Origin of the sequence: Kaistella carnis (assembly GCF_003860585.1) — a bacterium.
GTDB classification, from domain to species: domain Bacteria; phylum Bacteroidota; class Bacteroidia; order Flavobacteriales; family Weeksellaceae; genus Kaistella; species Kaistella carnis.
On record NZ_CP034159.1, the window covers coordinates 2,408,404 to 2,424,803 of the forward strand.

Below are 16,400 nucleotides of genomic sequence, written 5' to 3' on the forward strand. Positions count from 1 at the left end.
TATGAATTTTAAACATTTAATCATCTTATTGATATTTTTTGCCGGAATTTCTTCCTGCAAAAGTGTAAGTGTAGAAAATGAAGTTTCCCGCACGGAAATAAAAGAAATGGTAACAGATACGGAGACTGTTTTGGTTGATGTACGGATACCGGAAGAATTTGCCGAAAAAACGGCAAAAGGGGCTATTAATATTCCCTTGGCAACCATTGAGCAAAACCTGGATTTTTTGAAAAAGCAAAAGCAAATCGTTGTGTTTTGTAATAGAGGAAGACAGGCCGAACAAGCGGTGGAACTTTTGAAAAAGAATGGGATTACTAACGTTTATAGTGCTAAAACAGTACAAAACGTGGAAGCCATTCAAAATGAAAAATAAGTCTGAAAGATGAATAGATTACTTCAAAAATATAAATTTGGAATTGTTGGGATTTTGGTAGGCGGGATCTTAGGGTATGCGTATTACCATTTTATTGGTTGTAACACCGGAACCTGTGCCATTACCTCAAAGCCCATGAATTCTACAGTCTACGGAATGGTAATGGGTTACTTGATGTTTTCAGTTTTTCAAAAGCCTAAAACAAAGCAGCAGAATGTTTGATTTTATTAAAAAATTATTTGGTGGCAAGACAGTAGATTTAAAAGAGCTCTATGTTAATGGAGCTCAAATTATCGATGTTCGGACTCCTGCAGAATTTTCCAATGGACATATTAAGCAGTCGAAAAATATTCCCTTGCAGGAACTCGTGAGCGAAATGAAGAAACTGGATGTTAAAAAACCCATCATTACGTGTTGTGCCAGCGGAATGCGAAGCGCTTCTGCAAAATCACTTCTGCAACAGAATGGTTTTGAAGTGCACAATGGAGGCGGATGGGCTTCTCTCCAAAATAAATTAAACAAATGAAAAAAATAATACAAGGCTGGACAATCAGCAGAGTATTGTATTTAGCATGTGGAATTTTTTTTATTTTGGTTGCCGCTTTTGATCGCGCCTGGTTTATGATTCCATTAGGACTCTATTTTATGGCGATGGCCATTTTTAAATTTGGCTGTGCAGGAGGTGCATGCGAAATTGTGCGAAAAGAAGAGGGGACTCAAACTTTATAAAAAAACTATAATCTTAATTTTTAAAATATTAAAAGAGATGTCACAAAAATTTAAAGAACTTATCGATTCTGAGCGTCCAGTCTTAATAGACTTTTTTGCCACGTGGTGTGGGCCTTGTAAAGTTCAATCGTCTGTTTTAAATACGGTAAAAGAAAATATTGGCGATGGTGCCCGAATTGTTAAAATAGATATTGATCAGTTTCCGGATATTGCTTCAGAATATGGCGTTCGTGGCGTACCGACTTTGGCGGTATTTAAAAAAAGTGAATTGCTTTATAAGCAAAGCGGCGTTCATGATGTAAATACTTTGACCAATTTATTGCAAAAGTTCATCTAAATTAAATTCAGAGAGAAATGATCGCGATCTGATAAGAATGGAAATTTCTCTCGGAAATTTTCTAATTTTTCTCTGGTGAATTCTGCAGAAATTATATTTTCAGAAGTTGTAGAAACTTCAGTTCCATCAGCGAAATAACAATAAGAGCTCTCGGGGTACTCCAGATTATTACCATCAATTCCGATTCTGTTTAAGCCAAAAACATACGCCTGGTTTTCTATAGCTCTTGCTTTTAATAAAGTTTGCCAGGCATCTATTCGACTTTTTGGCCAGTTTGCGACATACAATATGACATCATAATTGTCATTATTTCTTGTGAAAACAGGAAAGCGTAAATCGTAGCAGACCTGTAATAAGATCCGCCATCCTTTATAATGAACGATCACTTTTTCTTTTCCGGGCGTGTATGTTTTATCTTCCCCCGAATAGGAGAATAAATGTCTTTTGTCATAAGAATAGAAGGTTCCATTTGGTTCTACAAAATACATTCTGTTGTAAAATACATCATTTTCTTTAACGGCTACACTTCCACAAACCGCAGTTTGTCTTTCGTGTGCCAACGATTTCATCCAGCGTAGCGTCTCTTCATTTTCATCAGCAATTTCATTCGGTTTCATGTAGAATCCTGTTGCAAACATTTCAGGCAAAAGTAATATATCGGTTGAAATATATTGCGCTGCTTTTTGAATGGTGTGATAATTCGCATCTTTATCTTTCCAGCTTATGTCTAAATTTATACCTGAAATTTTTAAAGTGTTCATCCTGTATTTTCTATAAAGTTTCTTTAAATATACAATTTTTTTCGCTAAAAAGTTAAAATTTTCCCAAATTGGTCTTATTTTTGAATACAGAAATACATCATTTTAATAAACATTTAAAATTTAAACATTATGAAAAAGTTGGTTTTAGCTTTTACTCTATTTTTTGTTGGACAAATGGCATTCGCTCAGGCGTGGTCTGGAAAAGGTGATCAAAAAATCCAAGTGGGTTTTAATGGTTGGGGTTATGGAACTGGTATTACAGGGACGTACGATTATGGTTTGTCTAAATTGATCTCTGTTGGAGCTGGTGCAAATTTCTTCTTCGATCACGACAATGACAAATATGCTGATGATGATTTCGGTATATTCGGTAGATTAAACTTTCACCTACAAGAACCATTAGGTCTTCCTTCAAACTGGGATATTTATCCAGGTATTGATTTAGGTCTTTTAGGAAAAAGCGGAACCTATTTTGGAGCTCACGTTGGCGTAAGATACTTCTTTAACCAAAATGTTGGTATTTATCTGGAGGCGGGTAACAACGGAAGCTTAGGTGTTTCATTTAACTTATAGTCATTCTATAGCTTATAAGATAAAAAGGTTCTCAATTGAGAACCTTTTTTGTTGGGCATACTTTTGATAAGTTGTATCTTCGCAAATCTTTAATTTTTTAAAAATTTTCAATGACATTAATACAATTATTTCAATTTATTCTGAGCATTTCGATTCTCGTAATCCTTCATGAATTGGGGCATTTTATTCCCGCAAAACTTTTCAAAACAAAGGTTGAGAAATTCTATCTTTTTTTTGATCCTTGGTTTTCAATCGCAAAGAAAAAAATTGGTGATACCGAATACGGAATCGGTTGGCTGCCGTTTGGTGGTTATGTAAAGATCGCGGGAATGGTTGATGAAAGTATGGATACGGAACAGCTGAAACAGCCTGCGCAACCATGGGAGTTCCGAAGTAAACCGGCTTGGCAGCGACTCATCATTATGCTGGGTGGTGTTACCGTGAATTTCTTTTTGGCTTGGGTTATTTATTCTTCTTTAAGTTATTTTAAAGGGGAAATCTACCACGATAATACAAAATTTGAAAACGGAGTTTCAGTTTCTCCCGCAGGTCAAAAAATGGGCTTGAAAAGTGGAGACAAGATTTTAAAAATCGATGGTAAACCTGCCGAAAGAATGGAAACATCGACTATCAATATGCTTTTTGCCAATGAAGTTACCGTTTTAAGAGAGGGTAAAGAAGTTACGTTCCCTATTAATGAAGATGGGGTGGCTGATGTTTTGGCAGAGAATGAAGCTAAATTATATTTTAGTCCGCGTTTTCCTGCGGTAATCGACAATCTTCTTCCAAATGGATCTGCAAAATCTGCTGGTTTAATGAAAGGTGATAAAATTGTCGGGATTAATGGAAAGCCTGTAATGTTTTATGATGAGGTGACTACAAAACTATCACAACTAAAAAATAAGGACGTTGTTTTAGACATTGACCGAAATAATGTCGTGCAACAGTATAATCTAAAATTAAACAATGAAGGTAAAATTGGATTTGGTCCCGGTGGTTCGCTTGCTCAACAGGAATTTGAGAAGACGCGCGTAGTTAAGAAATATACTCTTGCAGAAGCAATTCCAAGAGGTTTCACAAGAACAATTGATGTTTTGGTGATGCAGGTAAAACAGTTCAAAATAGTATTCAATACCAAAACCCAGGGCTATAAGAAAATTTCAGGGCCTATTGGGATTATCAAGCAAATGCCGGAAACCATCAATTGGGAGTTTTTCTGGAGTTTTACGGCGATGTTCTCTGTGTGGTTGGCCTTCCTTAATTTAATCCCGATTCCGGGCTTAGATGGAGGTCACGTAGTGTTTACCCTTTGGGAAATGATCACCGGAAAACCTGTTCCGCAAAAAGTTTTAGAAAATGCTCAGATGATTGGTGTTATTTTCCTGCTTGGATTAATGGTTTTAATCTTCGGAAGTGACATTGTAAAGTGGATTACAGGAAAATTTTAAAAATTTTTGATATTTATTTTGGCAATTCTAAAAAAGTTTTTATATTTGCAAACGCTTAGAGCATAGAGCAACACTCCTCTTTAGCTCAGTTGGTTAGAGCATCTGACTGTTAATCAGAGGGTCCTTGGTTCGAGCCCAAGAAGAGGAGCAAAACCATCACAGAAATGTGATGGTTTTTTTGTGTTTTTATTTCAGAAATCTGATAATGTATGGACCTCATTTACAGGGAAATGGCCTTATCTTATCTTTGTTTTGATCTTATATATCATTTAATTGGGTTGAGATTTTACCCTTCTTAAATAACTTTAGTTGCCATAATTTCTCGGCAATAGAATCCTGCACATTACTTCAGGTTCACAAAATTCCTAAACGACGTTAAGAAGGTTTTCTTTAAAAATAAAAAAACCACCACTCCGAAAAGTGATGGTTTCAATGAATATCATGATAAATTATCTTTTTTTATCTGCCTTCGCAATATTGATGATTACTTTCACCGCTTCTTCCATTGATTCTAAAGCCACATATTCATAAGGCCCATGGAAGTTCATTCCGCCCGCAAAAATATTTGGACAAGGTAATCCCATATAAGAAAGCTGCGCGCCATCTGTACCTCCTCGAATGGCCTTTATTTTAGGTTCAATATTGGCGTCTTTCATTGCTTGTTCGGCAATGTCTACGATATGCATCTTTCCTTCAAACTGTTGCTTCATATTGCGGTATTGTTCTTTGATTTCAATTTCCGCAGTTCCTTCCCCACACTTATGATTAAATTCGGTGACTTTATCAGTCATGAATTTTTTTCTGGCTTCAAATTTCTCATTGTCGTGATCGCGTATGATGTACTGAATTTTAGCTTCAGAAATATCCGCTTTAATTTCCATCAAATGATAAAATCCTTCAAAACCTTTCGTAGTGGCCGGGGTTTCATTTTCCGGGAGCAACTGCACAAACTCTGCGGCCAGTAAAGCGGCGTTGACCATCTTTCCATACGCATAACCGGGATGTACGCTCAAACCGTGAATTTTCACCACAGCTCCGGCTGCATTGAAGTTTTCGTATTCCAATTCCCCAACTTCACTTCCATCCATGGTATAAGCCCATTCTGCACCGAATTTTTTCACATCAAATTTATGAGCGCCGCGTCCAATTTCCTCATCAGGTGTGAAACCAATGGCGATTCTGCCGTGCTTTATTTCAGGATGTGCGAGTAAGAATTCAGCTGCAGTTACGATTTCTGCTAAGCCAGCTTTGTCATCAGCTCCCAATAAACTTGTTCCATCGGTCGTAATTAAAGTTTTGCCCACATAATCTTTTAGGGTCTCAAATTTAGCCGGCGACAACGTAAATCCTGTTTCCTGATTCAATACCAAATCGTTTCCGTCATAATCCTTCCAGATCTGAGGGTTTACATTTTCTCCATTAAAGTCCGGGGAAGTATCATAATGTGAAATAAATCCAATAACCGGCTGGTCATCGTTTTCTAAATTTGAAGGAACATAGGCATAAATATACCCATGCTCATCCATAGAAACATCGCTGAGTCCTAGGCTCTTTAATTCTTCAAAAATATATTTTGCAATATCCCACTGTTGTGGGCTTGATGGGGTTGATTGGCTCTCGGGATCACTTGTAGAATAAATTTTTGCATAATTTAGAAACCGATTTTGCAGTTTCAGTTTCCAGTCTTGATTAAAATCTATAGTCGTCATAAAAACAGTATTTTTAACAAAGTTAAAATTTTAGCCTGAGCTTACCGTAAACTTTTAGGAATTATTTTTGATGCTCACTGGTAATAATAGCATGTAAGTTTTTCATAATCAATATATTAAAATTATAAAGCAGATTTTTAATCATTTTTTAAAGTTTTGGTATATTTGAAAAAAATCCAGAAAAAGAATGTTTCTAACAGAATGCCCACGCGATGCCATGCAAGGTTGGGATGAATTTATTCCCACCGCCAAGAAGATAGATTACCTTAATTCCTTAATGGGAGTCGGTTTTGATGTCCTTGATTGCGGAAGTTTTGTTTCTCCAAAAGCCATTCCCCAAATGGCAGATTCCGGAATAGTGCTGGATGAGATTGATAAAGGGATTTCCAATACAAAATTATCAGTGATCGTGGCAAATTACCGAGGTGCTCAGAAAGCACTGGAGCATCAGCAAGTTGATATTTTAGGGTTTCCTTTCTCTATTTCAGAAACTTTTCAGCATCGGAATACCAATAAAAATCAGGAAGAAGCTTTTGAAGACATTAAAAAAATATTGGAAATCCTCGAAACGGATGGCAGAACTTTAAATATTTATTTCTCCATGGCTTTCGGTAATCCTTACGGCGAAGTCTGGAAATGGAGCGGCGTTGATTACTGGGCGCAAAGATTTAGTGATATCGGCATCAAAAATATCCTGCTTTCCGATACAACGGGAACCGGTACATTGGAACAGATTGAATTGCTTTTTAAAACCCTGCCAACCAAATATCCGCACATCGATTTCGGCGCACATTTCCATAATAAATACGAGGATTCTTACGCAAAATTAAAAGCCGCCTATTATAGTGGCTGTGTACGTTTTGATTCTGCAATTAAAGGAATTGGTGGCTGTCCTATGGCAAAGGATGATCTGGTAGGCAATATGCCCACTGAGCAAGTCATCAACTTCATGGCGGCTGAAAAAATTGAGCATTCTCTTAATTTATTAAATTTTGAAAGTGCTTATAACCGCGCGAAAGATATTTTTCATTTTTAAAAATAAACCAATTTATGGCGACTTCTAAAGTAATATACCAAGGCGACCTTCGTTGCGAATCTGAACATTTACAGTCAGGAACAAAAATTTATACCGACGCCCCAACCGATAATCACGGCAAAGGAGAAGCTTTTTCACCCACCGATCTGTGTGCGACTTCTTTGGTTCAATGTATGTTGACCACGATTGCTATTCTTGGTAAAGATAGCGGAATTTTAATAGAAGGTTCTTACGGAACTATTCAAAAAAACATGAATCTTAAGCCAAGGAAAATTGCGGAGATTGTCTGCGATTTGCACATGAAAGGAAATTTTACTCCGGATCAAAAACAATTTATCGAAGAGACCGCTATGAATTGTCCGGTCGCACTTTCGCTAAGTTCTGAATTAAAGAAGACCGTTACCTTCAATTACGATTAAAACAGATTTTTCTCCAAAGGCAGTGGCAGTATAAACTGCTGAAGAAGATATCTAAACCTTTAAGCAGGTGATGAATATCGTGAAAGTTCATGGAGATTCATGTCGTTCTTTTCCCTATCTTTATAGGAATAAAAACGAAAACCCATGACTTCAACAATTACTTATTTAGGCGATTTTAAAATTGTTTCAAAACATGAGAAATCAGGTGCGGAAATTACCACGTGCGCCCCGCTGAGAGAAGGTGGAACGTCAGAGTTATTTTCTCCTTCTGATCTCTTTGGGATTTCTTATGGACAATCAATGTTAATGGCGATCGCAGTTTTGGGAAAACCAAAAGGAATCGACATTACGGGAGCTACTTGTGAACTTAAAAAATCGACCTATCCGGAACCGAAAAGAATCGGTACCATTTTCTGCATTGTACGGATTCCGGGGAACTTCACGCCAGATGAAAAGAAGTTTATGGAAGATGCGGCACTTAATTGTCCGGTGGCTCTGTCTATACATCCGAGTGTACAGAAAACAGTGCTTTTCGAATACGTAAACTAAATAAAACGAATGCCGGAATTACCGGCTTTTTTTAGAACATCCCCAATTCGAAACGGGCTTCTTCACTCATCATATCTTTATTCCAGGATGGTTCGAAAGTAAGTTCCAAATCGACTTCGGCTACATTCTCCACTTCTGCTACTTTTTCGCGTACCTCTGCGGGCAAACTTTCTGCTACGGGGCAATTGGGCGTGGTTAAGGTCATAATAACTTTTACGGCACCTTCATCAGAAATCTGCACGTCATAGATTAATCCCAGCTCGTAAATGTCGACAGGAATCTCGGGATCATAAACTGTTTTTAAAGCGGTAATAATATTTTCTCCTATTTCGGCAACTTGGTCGTCTGTATATTTCATGCTACTGTTAGAACGTTTTAAATTTCACTTTTTTCTAATAAATCTTCCTGACGCATGCGTCGGAAAACATTTGCCAAAGTTAAGACATCTTTTTCACAATATTGAACGATTCTAAATAAGTCTTTTTCTATATAATAAATTGATGCGACCATTGACCCGTCAATATCGTCTTTCGGCGTGGGAATTCCAAAAACATGAGCGAGCAATTCTAAAGAGATAAAAGATTTGTAATCCCCAAACTTCCAAAGTTCCATGGTATCTAGATGCGGAATTTCCCAGGGCTTTTTTCCAAACATTTGAAATGGTACCGGCGGTTGCATCCCATTGATAAGAAAACGTCTCGCAATCCAGGGAAAATCAAATTCTTTCCCGTTATGTGCACATAAAATAACGTCTCTTAACTTTGGTCTGTTAAATATTTCACCGAATTCCTGCAACAGTATTTTTTCGTCATCACCATAAAAACTCTTGATCATTAATTTCCCGTTTTTCTCTACGATTCCAACTGAAATACAAATGATCTTACCAAATTCAGCCATAATTCCGCCGCGATCTTTGTAAAATTCTTCAGCAGTAACTTCTTCTTTTCTCTGAAATTTGGTTTTCTTATCCCATAAATATTGGTCGGTTTCGGACAAATCATCCCAATTGCCTAATTGCGGAACGGTTTCGATATCCAGGAATAAAACTTTTTCTAAGGGAATATTTTGAATCATACTGTTGAATTTTAATGCTTAAAAATTGTTATCTTTTTTACCCGATCGCTAAACCATTTTTTACGGGCAAAGTTGGGCCTAGAAGAGTGACTTCTTTATTTTCACCGTAAATACCTAACACCAGGCATTCACTTAAAAAATTAGCGATTTGTTTTTTAGGAAAGTTCACGACTGCAATAATTTGTTTCCCGATAAGATCTTCTTTTTTATATAAGTCCGTGATCTGCGCAGAAGATTTTTTTATTCCCAATATGCCAAAATCAATCTCTAACTGATAAGAGGGATTCCTCGCCTTTGGAAAATCAGAAACAGAAATGATTGTTCCTGTTCTGATATCAATTTTTTCAAAATCATCCCAGCTGATAAGTGGCTTCTCCATAATAAAATTAATTATTGTTTTGCAGAGATAATATAATCGTAAACCATTTCATGCTGTTTATCCGTCAGTTTTGCTTTTGGTGCCATAGAATTTACCAATCCCACCCAGTCGGTGGCAGAATGATCATTAGGATTGGGTAGATCATGACATTTAGCGCAAGAATTCTCAAATATCGTTTTTCCCTGAGCTATATATTCTGCACTCATTGTTTTGCTTCCCGTAACTATAACGGGTTTAGGTGTACATGAAGTTGCGATTGCTAAGCCGGAAAATAAGGCGAATAAAGAAAAAGAGATCGAATTAGAGAACGTGTATTGAGATTCTTTTGCTGATTGTTTCATATTTTAATTTTTTTGTTTAAATCAAAAATAAGCAATTTTCTCTTAAAGCGCTTAAGATTTAAAATTAACAGAGGTGCTTCATTTTATTTCTGAATTTACTGATTTAGATTAGAGGAACATTTTGTTGATATTATGAAATGGCAACTTTAGATATAAAAAGGAAATTCCTAAAAGAATTTGTATTTTTGATTGCATGAAAAATTTTTCTACTGCAGAATTAATAGAAGGAATTAAATCCGGTGACAAAAGATTACTCGGTAAGGCAATTACTTTGGTTGAAAGTAAGAAAAAGGAACACCGCGAGCAAGCTGAAGAACTTTTAAAACAGATTATGCCACTCACAGGCCGATCTATACGTGTTGGAATTACCGGAGTTCCGGGTGCCGGAAAATCAACCTTTATTGAAACTTTTGGGAAATTGGCCATTCAACATGGAAAAAAAGTAGCGGTGTTAGCAATCGATCCCAGTTCCTCTTTAAATAAAGGGTCCATTTTGGGCGATAAAACCCGAATGGAAGAGCTTGCGACCGAAAAAAATGCCTTTATTCGTCCCAGTCCAACGTCTGGATTTTTAGGCGGAGTTGCCAACGCAACTTTTGAAAGTATGTTGATCTGTGAAGCGGCAGGTTACGATTATATTTTAATTGAAACAGTAGGAGTTGGCCAAAGTGAAGTGCTGGTGTCAGAGATCACTGATGTTTTTCTGTTTCTTAAGATTATTGGAGGTGGCGATGAATTGCAGGGAATCAAACGAGGAATTATGGAAATGGTGGATCTCATCTTTATTAATAAAGTGGAAGATGAGAATAAAATTAGGGCGAAAAATACAAAAGTAGAATTAATGCGCGCCCTGCATTTTCTTCCTTCAAAAGAAAAGGGCTGGAAAGTTCCGGTTTTGTTGGGTTCGGCTTTAAATAATACGGGAATTGAAGAGGTGTGTGAAAAAATTCAGGAATTTATTGACCTTAAAACAGCAAATAACACCTTTGATAAAGCCCGTAAGAAACAGGCTGAAAAACGTTTTGATTATTGGGTTCAGGAATATATTTTACAACAGACAAAATCAGAAAGTGCTACAGAAAATTTTTATGAGTTTCACAAAAAAAATGCTTCTGACCTGAAATCGAATCCAAGTACAGAAGCAAAAGCTTTTGTTGAGAAATTACTGAAAAAATAATTATTTTTTCGGCTTCCTATTTTCAGTAATATATCCATCGTATGAAATCGACTGTCTGTCATTTGAATCAATCGAAACATAGGTTTTTCCTGAATTAAAGACCTGAATTACGATTTGTGCGGGATTTTGTTGATCTTTTGTATTAATGGTAAAAACAGAAGTTCCTTTTTTTCCGTCAGATCGAACCATAGAATAGTCTGTGGAAGTAAATCGGTAGGAATTTTTTGAGGGATCCATTGCAGGAGTGTACATTCTTCCAAAATACGGCAAGGTAACCTCCAACGAATCTTTTTTAATTTCGATGGTGTAGCCGGGATCTAAATTTAAAAGTCTGCCTGAATTAGTGCCTGGGAGTGAATGCATGATATCAGTCACGGTCGAACCTGAGGGATTTGCGCGCTCGGCTACAAAAGTAAATTCTTCTTTCTGTATCAATGAAGCAACATTTGCTGAATTAACTGGACTATGCGTACTGCACGATGACATTGCTAGTGAGCCGAGGAAAACTGTTGTTATATAAAATAGATTTTTCATTATATATTTTTATTGGATATAGCAAAAATAATGCAATTTATCCTTAGCAGTATTTATTTGGAATAAAAATTGTTTAAGCAAAAGAAATTAACAAATACACTACTATGAAAAAAGTAAACAAATATTTAACAATTGGTGCCATATCCGCTATTATGGTAGCATGTACTACGAACCCAATTACCGGAAGGTCTTCTTTGCAGCTGGCAAACAATCAGGAGATCGCAACTATGGCATTGCAGCAATATAGAGAGGCTTTGTCACAAGCTAAAGTTGTGAAGGGAACGACTCAGGCAAAAAGCGTTCAGAATGTTGGTTTACGAATTAAGAACGCGGCCAATAATTACTATAAAAGTATCGGTAGAGAGGCTGATGTCGCTAATTATCAATGGGAATTTAACTTATTAGACGACAAGCAAATAAATGCTTGGTGTATGCCAGGTGGTAAAGTGGCGGTTTACTCCGGAATTTTACCAATCACTAAAAATGATACCGGTTTAGCGGTAGTAATGGGTCACGAGATCTCTCATGCTTTAGCAGGACACGGTAATGAAAGAATTTCTCAGGCGATGGCCGCACAATATGGAGGTGCACTTTTAGGAAGTACTATTTCTAACGGACAGATTGCTGCGATTGTTCAACAGGCTTATCCAATTGGTGCCCAGGTTGCATTATTGAAATATGGAAGAACTCAAGAATTAGAGGCAGATGAAATGGGATTGTATTTAATGGCCATGGCTGGTTATGATCCGCGGGAAGCACAACCTTTCTGGCAAAGAATGGAAGGCGCTTCAAATGGAAACCGACCACCAGAATTTCTTTCTACTCACCCTAATCCGGATACAAGACGTGCAGATTTAGAAAAACATATGCCGAAAGCTTTAGAATATTACAGAGCCGCTGGAGGTAAAAACTAACCCTTCTTTTATTTATAAACAAACCTTTCCGAAATTTTCTTAAATTTGGAAAGGTTTTTTAATTATATACTATGAAAAATTTAACATTTATTGGAATACTTTTACTCGCTTTAGCCTTTTTACTTTATTATTTACTTCCGGAATTTTCTGTCGTGAAACTTTTCGAACCTATAAATTTAATGGGAATTCTTGCCGGAATTGGTATAGGATTGATTATTGGCGGAATTGTAGGGTACGTCAGCAAAGGAACCGCATTGAAACAGGAAGAAAAAAGAAGAGAGCTGAAGCAACTTCGAAAAGAAAAAGAAGACTTGGAAAGACAAGCTGCTGCATTGGCACAACAACAAACGGTTACTTATACTACCGATGAAAATCAAAATCCTCCGAATTATTAATTCAGAGGATTTTTTATTATTAAAGGAGGTTGTGATTAAAATTTATACCCCAAACCTAGCATAAACAAACTTGATCTGTTATCATAGTTAATTTCCTGATTAGATCCGGCCACGGTATTCACAAATTTCCTTTGATCTTTAGAGAAGGCTCCTTCATATTTCGCAGAAAGAATTAATTTCTTAATTTCACTCTGTACTCCTAATTGATAGCCCAAAGTAAATTCTTTAGCATTCACTTTTTGTACGAAATTTTCGAAATTATCATCTTTTGCAAGATTAAAACTGGCAACAGGTCCAACATACGCACTTAACATATCACCTAAAAGATTATATCCTAATAAAACAGGAACATCAATTCTGGATGTTTTTGCTTTAATCGTGGTTTGATCAGCGTTCGCGTCATTTAAAACGGTTACTTCATTATTGAAATTTGAATAATAAATTTCGGGCATAACATATAATGCAGTTGGTAAATCAATTTTCATTGATAATCCCGCATTAAAGCCGGTAATATTTTTTCCTTTTTGAGAAACCGCATCAGTTGCTGCAGTTTTAAAATTTTTCCAGGTTGCTGAGCTTGTAGGAATAAGTACATTGGCTTTAGCAGCAAATGAAATTTGCGCAGACGCACATATGGCGCTTGAAACCAAAGCAATGCTAAGAATTTTTTTCATTGGAGGGTGGTTTTGTTATAATATTGTCAATTGACGTTTTATTTGTTTCTAAGAAATATTCGCGTAATTCCTTGAACAATTCTGAGGAATAAACGAAGTCGATGAGGTTTTTATTGCCTGCGTTGATGAGGATGTCTTTATTTCCTTCCCACTCTTTAATTCCTAATCTCAGATAAACGATCTTTTCACCAATCGTCATTACCGAGTTCATATCGTGGGAGTTGATAATTGTTGTTGTATTATATTCCTTCGTAATTTCGAGCAACAGATCATCGATGATATTGGAAGTATAGGGATCCAGACCCGAATTTGGCTCATCACAGAAAAGATATTTAGGGTTATTTACGATTGCACGCGCAATCGCAACTCTTTTCTGCATTCCACCTGAAATTTCTGAAGGGAATTTACGGTTCGCTTTTTCTAAATGCACGCGACCAATGACATCAAATACGCGTCTTTTCTTCTCTCTGAAGGTAAGGTTCGTAAACATATCGAGTGGGAAAGTAATATTCTCCTCCACCGTCATAGAGTCAAAAAGGGCACTTCCCTGAAAGACGGTTCCAATTTCGGACCGAAGAAGTTGTTTTTCATCCCGGGACATTTTATTGATATCTCGCCCATCAAAAAGAATTTCGCCGGAAGTTGGTTGGTAAACGTTCAACAAACTTTTTAGAAATACTGTTTTTCCTGATCCACTTTGCCCAATAATCAGATTCACCTTGCCGGATTCCAGTGTGGTTGATATTCCTTTCAGAACTTCTACCGTATCAAAACTTTTCTTTAAATCTTTTACTTCAATCATTTGCTAAGGAACATTTGTGTTAATATTAAGTTCATGATAATGATAGACACAATGGTCCAGACTACCGCTTGTGTACTGGCACGACCTACTTCAAGAGAACCTCCTTTTACATTATAACCAAAATAGGCGGGAATTGTAGCAATTAAAAAAGCAAATACAGCTGTTTTAAAAAAGGCGTACCAAATAAAATGTTGCGGCATATACATTTGAATGCCTGTAATATAATCTGCTTTGCTCCAGCTTCCTGTCGCTAGTCCTGCTAAATATCCACCCCAAATTCCAAATACAATACTGATGGCGATCAGTAAAGGATTAAAGATAACGCTGGCTAAAATTTTCGGTAAAATTAGAAAGTTCGGGGAATTAACTCCCATAATGTCTAAGGCATCAATTTGTTCTGTTACACGCATGGTTCCTATACTGGAAGCGATGTACGACCCTACTTTTCCCGCCAGAATAACTGAAATAATGGTGGGTGCAAACTCCAGAATCAAAACTACTTTTGTAGCGTATCCAATAAAGGAGTTCGGGATTGGGAAGGAAGAAGCACTGAAATTATTAAACATTTGGATCGCAACAACTGCCCCAACAAAAGTGGAGGTGAAGAGAACCAAACCAAAAGAATTTACGCCCAAGTCATGAATTTCACGCATGAACAATTTTCCAAAAATCGACATTTTCTGTGGCTTTTTCAGGGTTTTTGACAGGAGCATAAAATAAGCGCCAACTTGGCTTAACAAATTTTTTAACATTCGGCTAAATTAGTGTTTTTTATTTTTTTAATCGTTTTTTAATTGGCATTCTTATCACCACCTATGACTAAAAAGATGGTTTTCAAAATAATGACCACGTCCAGACTGACGGTCCAGTTTTTAACGTAGAAAGCATCTGCAAGGATTCTTTTTTGCATCTCCAAATCCATATTGCCTGTATCGCCCCGAAGACCGTTGACTTGAGCTAAACCAGTAATTCCGGGTTTTACTAAACTTCTGATGGAATATCGGCCAATTTTTAATTTATAAAAATCATCGACCAAAAGCATGTGCGGTCGCGGACCTACTACAGACATTTCTCCGCGGAGAACATTGAAGAACTGTGGCATTTCATCTAAACTTGTTTTCCGAAGAAATTTTCCAATTTTTGTGATTCGGCAGTCGTTTGCTTCCGTTGTTCGTTTGGTGCAATCGTCATTTACATGCATCGTACGGAACTTAAAACAGTTGAAAACCTCTTCATGATAACCATATCGTTTCTGAACAAAAAACACAGGACCTTTTCCATCTAATTTAATTAACAGCGCGATGATGGGAAACAGCCAAGTTCCCACTAAAATCAATATTAATAAGGAAAAAACAATATCAAAAGTCCTTTTCAACAGTGAATTTGTAAAAAAATCCAGTGGAAATTTTGACCGCACCAGGATTGGTTGAGTTTCAATATATCCTAAATCATACTGAAAGAAATTGTTTTTAATAATACTCGGAATGAGAGAAATTCTAACCTGGTGAATTTCGGCCAAGCGGAAGATTTCAACTTCCTGTTCTTTTAAGAATGTATTCGTTTCTGCAGAAAGATACATGGTATGAATTCCTTTTTCTTTCCAAAAGGCGGTTAGTTTTTCGTAGTTGGTGTAATCCTGATCCGGATAATTGTGAATTTTAAAACCATAATCTTTCCGATCCTCCAGAATTCTCTTTAAAATCTCGGTGGAAGAATCATCAGAAATAAACATTATATTTCTATAATTGAGCCCTAAAGTCCTTACATATTTTAAAGCAAAAAAGAGAATCGTTTTAATGAAAAAAAGCAAAGAGAATAAACTCAAGGCGATCAAGGTGCGGTCCTGCTTCAGAAAATCGTTGTTACTTACTTTCCCTAATAAAATTACGCCGAAAATAAAGATGAAAATATGAGTGACCAGTCGCTCCAGATAAATGGTGTACGTAATATTTCGGGCAATAGAGTAGAGTCGTGTTCTATTACTCAACAAAATCCAGAAAAAGCTCAAAAGTGTTATTGAAAGTACATTCTGCTCCCAGGTTTCTTCTGCAAAAAGGCGGTCATTTGTTCTTAAAAAAAAATAAACAAAAACTCCCGCTATCACAAAGACATCGAGTAAAATAAATATGGATTTAAAATATCGAGAATATCGAATTCTTTGCATATTGCCACCTAA

General features: G+C 36.6%; 24 protein-coding genes and 1 tRNA gene. 14 read left to right on the top strand and 11 right to left on the bottom strand.

The window, feature by feature from the left end; all coding sequences use genetic code 11:
* Position 1: 1 nt before the first annotated feature.
* From EIB73_RS11190 to EIB73_RS11210, 5 genes are read left to right on the top strand one after another with little or no spacing between them, the layout of a single operon-like run.
* A complete protein-coding gene (locus EIB73_RS11190; protein WP_125025355.1) occupies positions 2-373 on the top strand; it encodes a rhodanese-like domain-containing protein in 372 nt (123 codons plus the stop codon).
* A 9-nt stretch (positions 374-382) separates the two neighbouring features.
* Positions 383-595, top strand: a complete 213-nt coding sequence (locus EIB73_RS11195; RefSeq protein WP_125025356.1) for a DUF6132 family protein — start codon at positions 383-385, stop codon at positions 593-595.
* Entirely contained in the window at positions 588-899 is a 312-nt protein-coding gene (locus EIB73_RS11200; RefSeq protein WP_125025357.1) for a rhodanese-like domain-containing protein, read from the top strand. Before EIB73_RS11195 ends, EIB73_RS11200 begins: the two co-directional genes overlap by 8 nt.
* Positions 896-1,102 (top strand): hypothetical protein, encoded by a 207-nt coding sequence (locus EIB73_RS11205; protein WP_125025358.1) that lies wholly within the window; start codon positions 896-898, stop codon positions 1,100-1,102. Before EIB73_RS11200 ends, EIB73_RS11205 begins: the two co-directional genes overlap by 4 nt.
* Positions 1,103-1,139: 37 nt before the next feature.
* Positions 1,140-1,439 (top strand): thioredoxin family protein, encoded by a 300-nt coding sequence (locus tag EIB73_RS11210; RefSeq protein WP_125025359.1) that lies wholly within the window; start codon positions 1,140-1,142, stop codon positions 1,437-1,439.
* On the opposite strand, the gene EIB73_RS11215 is transcribed toward EIB73_RS11210, so the two are convergent.
* Entirely contained in the window at positions 1,436-2,200 is a 765-nt protein-coding gene (locus tag EIB73_RS11215) for an amidohydrolase (RefSeq protein ID WP_125025360.1), read from the bottom strand. The two genes, EIB73_RS11210 and EIB73_RS11215, sit on opposite strands and share 4 nt — an antisense overlap.
* A gap of 129 nt (positions 2,201-2,329) precedes the next feature.
* Here EIB73_RS11215 and EIB73_RS11220 point away from each other — a divergent pair, with 129 nt between their 5' ends.
* The 3 genes from EIB73_RS11220 to EIB73_RS11230 all read left to right on the top strand — a co-directional run bounded on the left by EIB73_RS11220 (position 2,330) and on the right by EIB73_RS11230 (position 4,369).
* Entirely contained in the window at positions 2,330-2,773 is a 444-nt protein-coding gene (locus EIB73_RS11220) for a DUF6646 family protein (protein ID WP_125025361.1), read from the top strand.
* Between the two features lie 110 nt (positions 2,774-2,883).
* The gene (gene rseP / locus EIB73_RS11225; RefSeq protein ID WP_125025362.1) at positions 2,884-4,221 is read left to right on the top strand and encodes an RIP metalloprotease RseP; all 1,338 of its coding nucleotides are present in this window, start codon (positions 2,884-2,886) and stop codon (positions 4,219-4,221) included.
* A gap of 74 nt (positions 4,222-4,295) precedes the next feature.
* Positions 4,296-4,369: transfer RNA gene (locus EIB73_RS11230), tRNA-Asn, on the top strand.
* Between the two features lie 301 nt (positions 4,370-4,670).
* Here the strand turns inward: EIB73_RS11230 and pepT are convergent.
* Positions 4,671-5,930 carry a peptidase T gene (gene pepT, locus EIB73_RS11235; RefSeq protein WP_125025363.1) on the bottom strand — a complete coding sequence of 420 codons (1,260 nt, stop codon included), beginning with the start codon at positions 5,928-5,930 and terminating at the stop codon, positions 4,671-4,673.
* A 187-nt stretch (positions 5,931-6,117) separates the two neighbouring features.
* Between pepT and EIB73_RS11240 the strand changes: the two genes are divergently transcribed.
* The 3 genes from EIB73_RS11240 (at position 6,118) to EIB73_RS11250 (ending at position 7,934) form a co-directional block, all read left to right on the top strand.
* Positions 6,118-6,966, top strand: coding sequence for a hydroxymethylglutaryl-CoA lyase (locus EIB73_RS11240; RefSeq protein WP_125025364.1), 849 nt, complete (start codon positions 6,118-6,120; stop codon positions 6,964-6,966).
* A 14-nt stretch (positions 6,967-6,980) separates the two neighbouring features.
* Positions 6,981-7,385, top strand: a complete 405-nt coding sequence (locus EIB73_RS11245) for an OsmC family protein (RefSeq protein WP_125025365.1) — start codon at positions 6,981-6,983, stop codon at positions 7,383-7,385.
* A gap of 144 nt (positions 7,386-7,529) precedes the next feature.
* Positions 7,530-7,934, top strand: a complete 405-nt coding sequence (locus EIB73_RS11250; RefSeq protein WP_125025366.1) for an OsmC family protein — start codon at positions 7,530-7,532, stop codon at positions 7,932-7,934.
* 31 nt (positions 7,935-7,965) lie between these two features.
* On the opposite strand, the gene EIB73_RS11255 is transcribed toward EIB73_RS11250, so the two are convergent.
* Genes EIB73_RS11255 through EIB73_RS11270 form a run of 4 tightly spaced genes read right to left on the bottom strand, consistent with a single transcriptional unit; the run spans position 7,966 to position 9,728 of the window.
* Positions 7,966-8,292, bottom strand: a complete 327-nt coding sequence (locus EIB73_RS11255) for an SUF system Fe-S cluster assembly protein (RefSeq protein WP_125025367.1) — start codon at positions 8,290-8,292, stop codon at positions 7,966-7,968.
* A gap of 17 nt (positions 8,293-8,309) precedes the next feature.
* On the bottom strand, positions 8,310-9,008 hold the full coding sequence (locus EIB73_RS11260; RefSeq protein WP_125025368.1) for a 3'-5' exonuclease: 699 nt from the start codon (positions 9,006-9,008) through the stop codon (positions 8,310-8,312).
* A gap of 37 nt (positions 9,009-9,045) precedes the next feature.
* Positions 9,046-9,387, bottom strand: coding sequence for a tRNA-binding protein (locus EIB73_RS11265; protein ID WP_125025369.1), 342 nt, complete (start codon positions 9,385-9,387; stop codon positions 9,046-9,048).
* An 11-nt stretch (positions 9,388-9,398) separates the two neighbouring features.
* A complete protein-coding gene (locus tag EIB73_RS11270) occupies positions 9,399-9,728 on the bottom strand; it encodes a c-type cytochrome (protein ID WP_228411231.1) in 330 nt (109 codons plus the stop codon).
* 193 nt (positions 9,729-9,921) lie between these two features.
* Between EIB73_RS11270 and meaB the strand changes: the two genes are divergently transcribed.
* Positions 9,922-10,905 carry a methylmalonyl Co-A mutase-associated GTPase MeaB gene (gene meaB / locus EIB73_RS11275; RefSeq protein ID WP_125025370.1) on the top strand — a complete coding sequence of 328 codons (984 nt, stop codon included), beginning with the start codon at positions 9,922-9,924 and terminating at the stop codon, positions 10,903-10,905.
* Here the strand turns inward: meaB and EIB73_RS11280 are convergent, their stop codons facing one another.
* Entirely contained in the window at positions 10,906-11,439 is a 534-nt protein-coding gene (locus tag EIB73_RS11280; RefSeq protein WP_125025371.1) for a DUF4251 domain-containing protein, read from the bottom strand.
* A 104-nt stretch (positions 11,440-11,543) separates the two neighbouring features.
* Here EIB73_RS11280 and EIB73_RS11285 point away from each other — a divergent pair, with 104 nt between their 5' ends.
* The gene (locus EIB73_RS11285) at positions 11,544-12,353 is read left to right on the top strand and encodes a M48 family metallopeptidase (protein WP_125025372.1); all 810 of its coding nucleotides are present in this window, start codon (positions 11,544-11,546) and stop codon (positions 12,351-12,353) included.
* Between the two features lie 71 nt (positions 12,354-12,424).
* Positions 12,425-12,748 (top strand): hypothetical protein, encoded by a 324-nt coding sequence (locus EIB73_RS11290; RefSeq protein WP_125025373.1) that lies wholly within the window; start codon positions 12,425-12,427, stop codon positions 12,746-12,748.
* Positions 12,749-12,783: 35 nt separating this feature from the next.
* Here EIB73_RS11290 and EIB73_RS11295 read toward each other — a convergent pair whose 3' ends face one another.
* Genes EIB73_RS11295 through EIB73_RS11310 form a run of 4 tightly spaced genes read right to left on the bottom strand, consistent with a single transcriptional unit; the run spans position 12,784 to position 16,388 of the window.
* On the bottom strand, positions 12,784-13,422 hold the full coding sequence (locus tag EIB73_RS11295) for an outer membrane beta-barrel protein (protein WP_125025374.1): 639 nt from the start codon (positions 13,420-13,422) through the stop codon (positions 12,784-12,786).
* Positions 13,406-14,224, bottom strand: coding sequence for an ABC transporter ATP-binding protein (locus EIB73_RS11300; protein WP_125025375.1), 819 nt, complete (start codon positions 14,222-14,224; stop codon positions 13,406-13,408). The genes EIB73_RS11295 and EIB73_RS11300 overlap by 17 nt, the downstream gene beginning before the upstream one ends.
* On the bottom strand, positions 14,221-14,976 hold the full coding sequence (locus EIB73_RS11305; protein ID WP_125025376.1) for an MlaE family ABC transporter permease: 756 nt from the start codon (positions 14,974-14,976) through the stop codon (positions 14,221-14,223). The genes EIB73_RS11300 and EIB73_RS11305 overlap by 4 nt, the downstream gene beginning before the upstream one ends.
* Positions 14,977-15,014: 38 nt before the next feature.
* Positions 15,015-16,388: an exopolysaccharide biosynthesis polyprenyl glycosylphosphotransferase gene (locus tag EIB73_RS11310; protein WP_125025377.1), complete on the bottom strand. Its 1,374-nt coding sequence runs from the start codon at positions 16,386-16,388 to the stop codon at positions 15,015-15,017.
* Between the last annotated feature and the right edge of the window lie 12 nt (positions 16,389-16,400).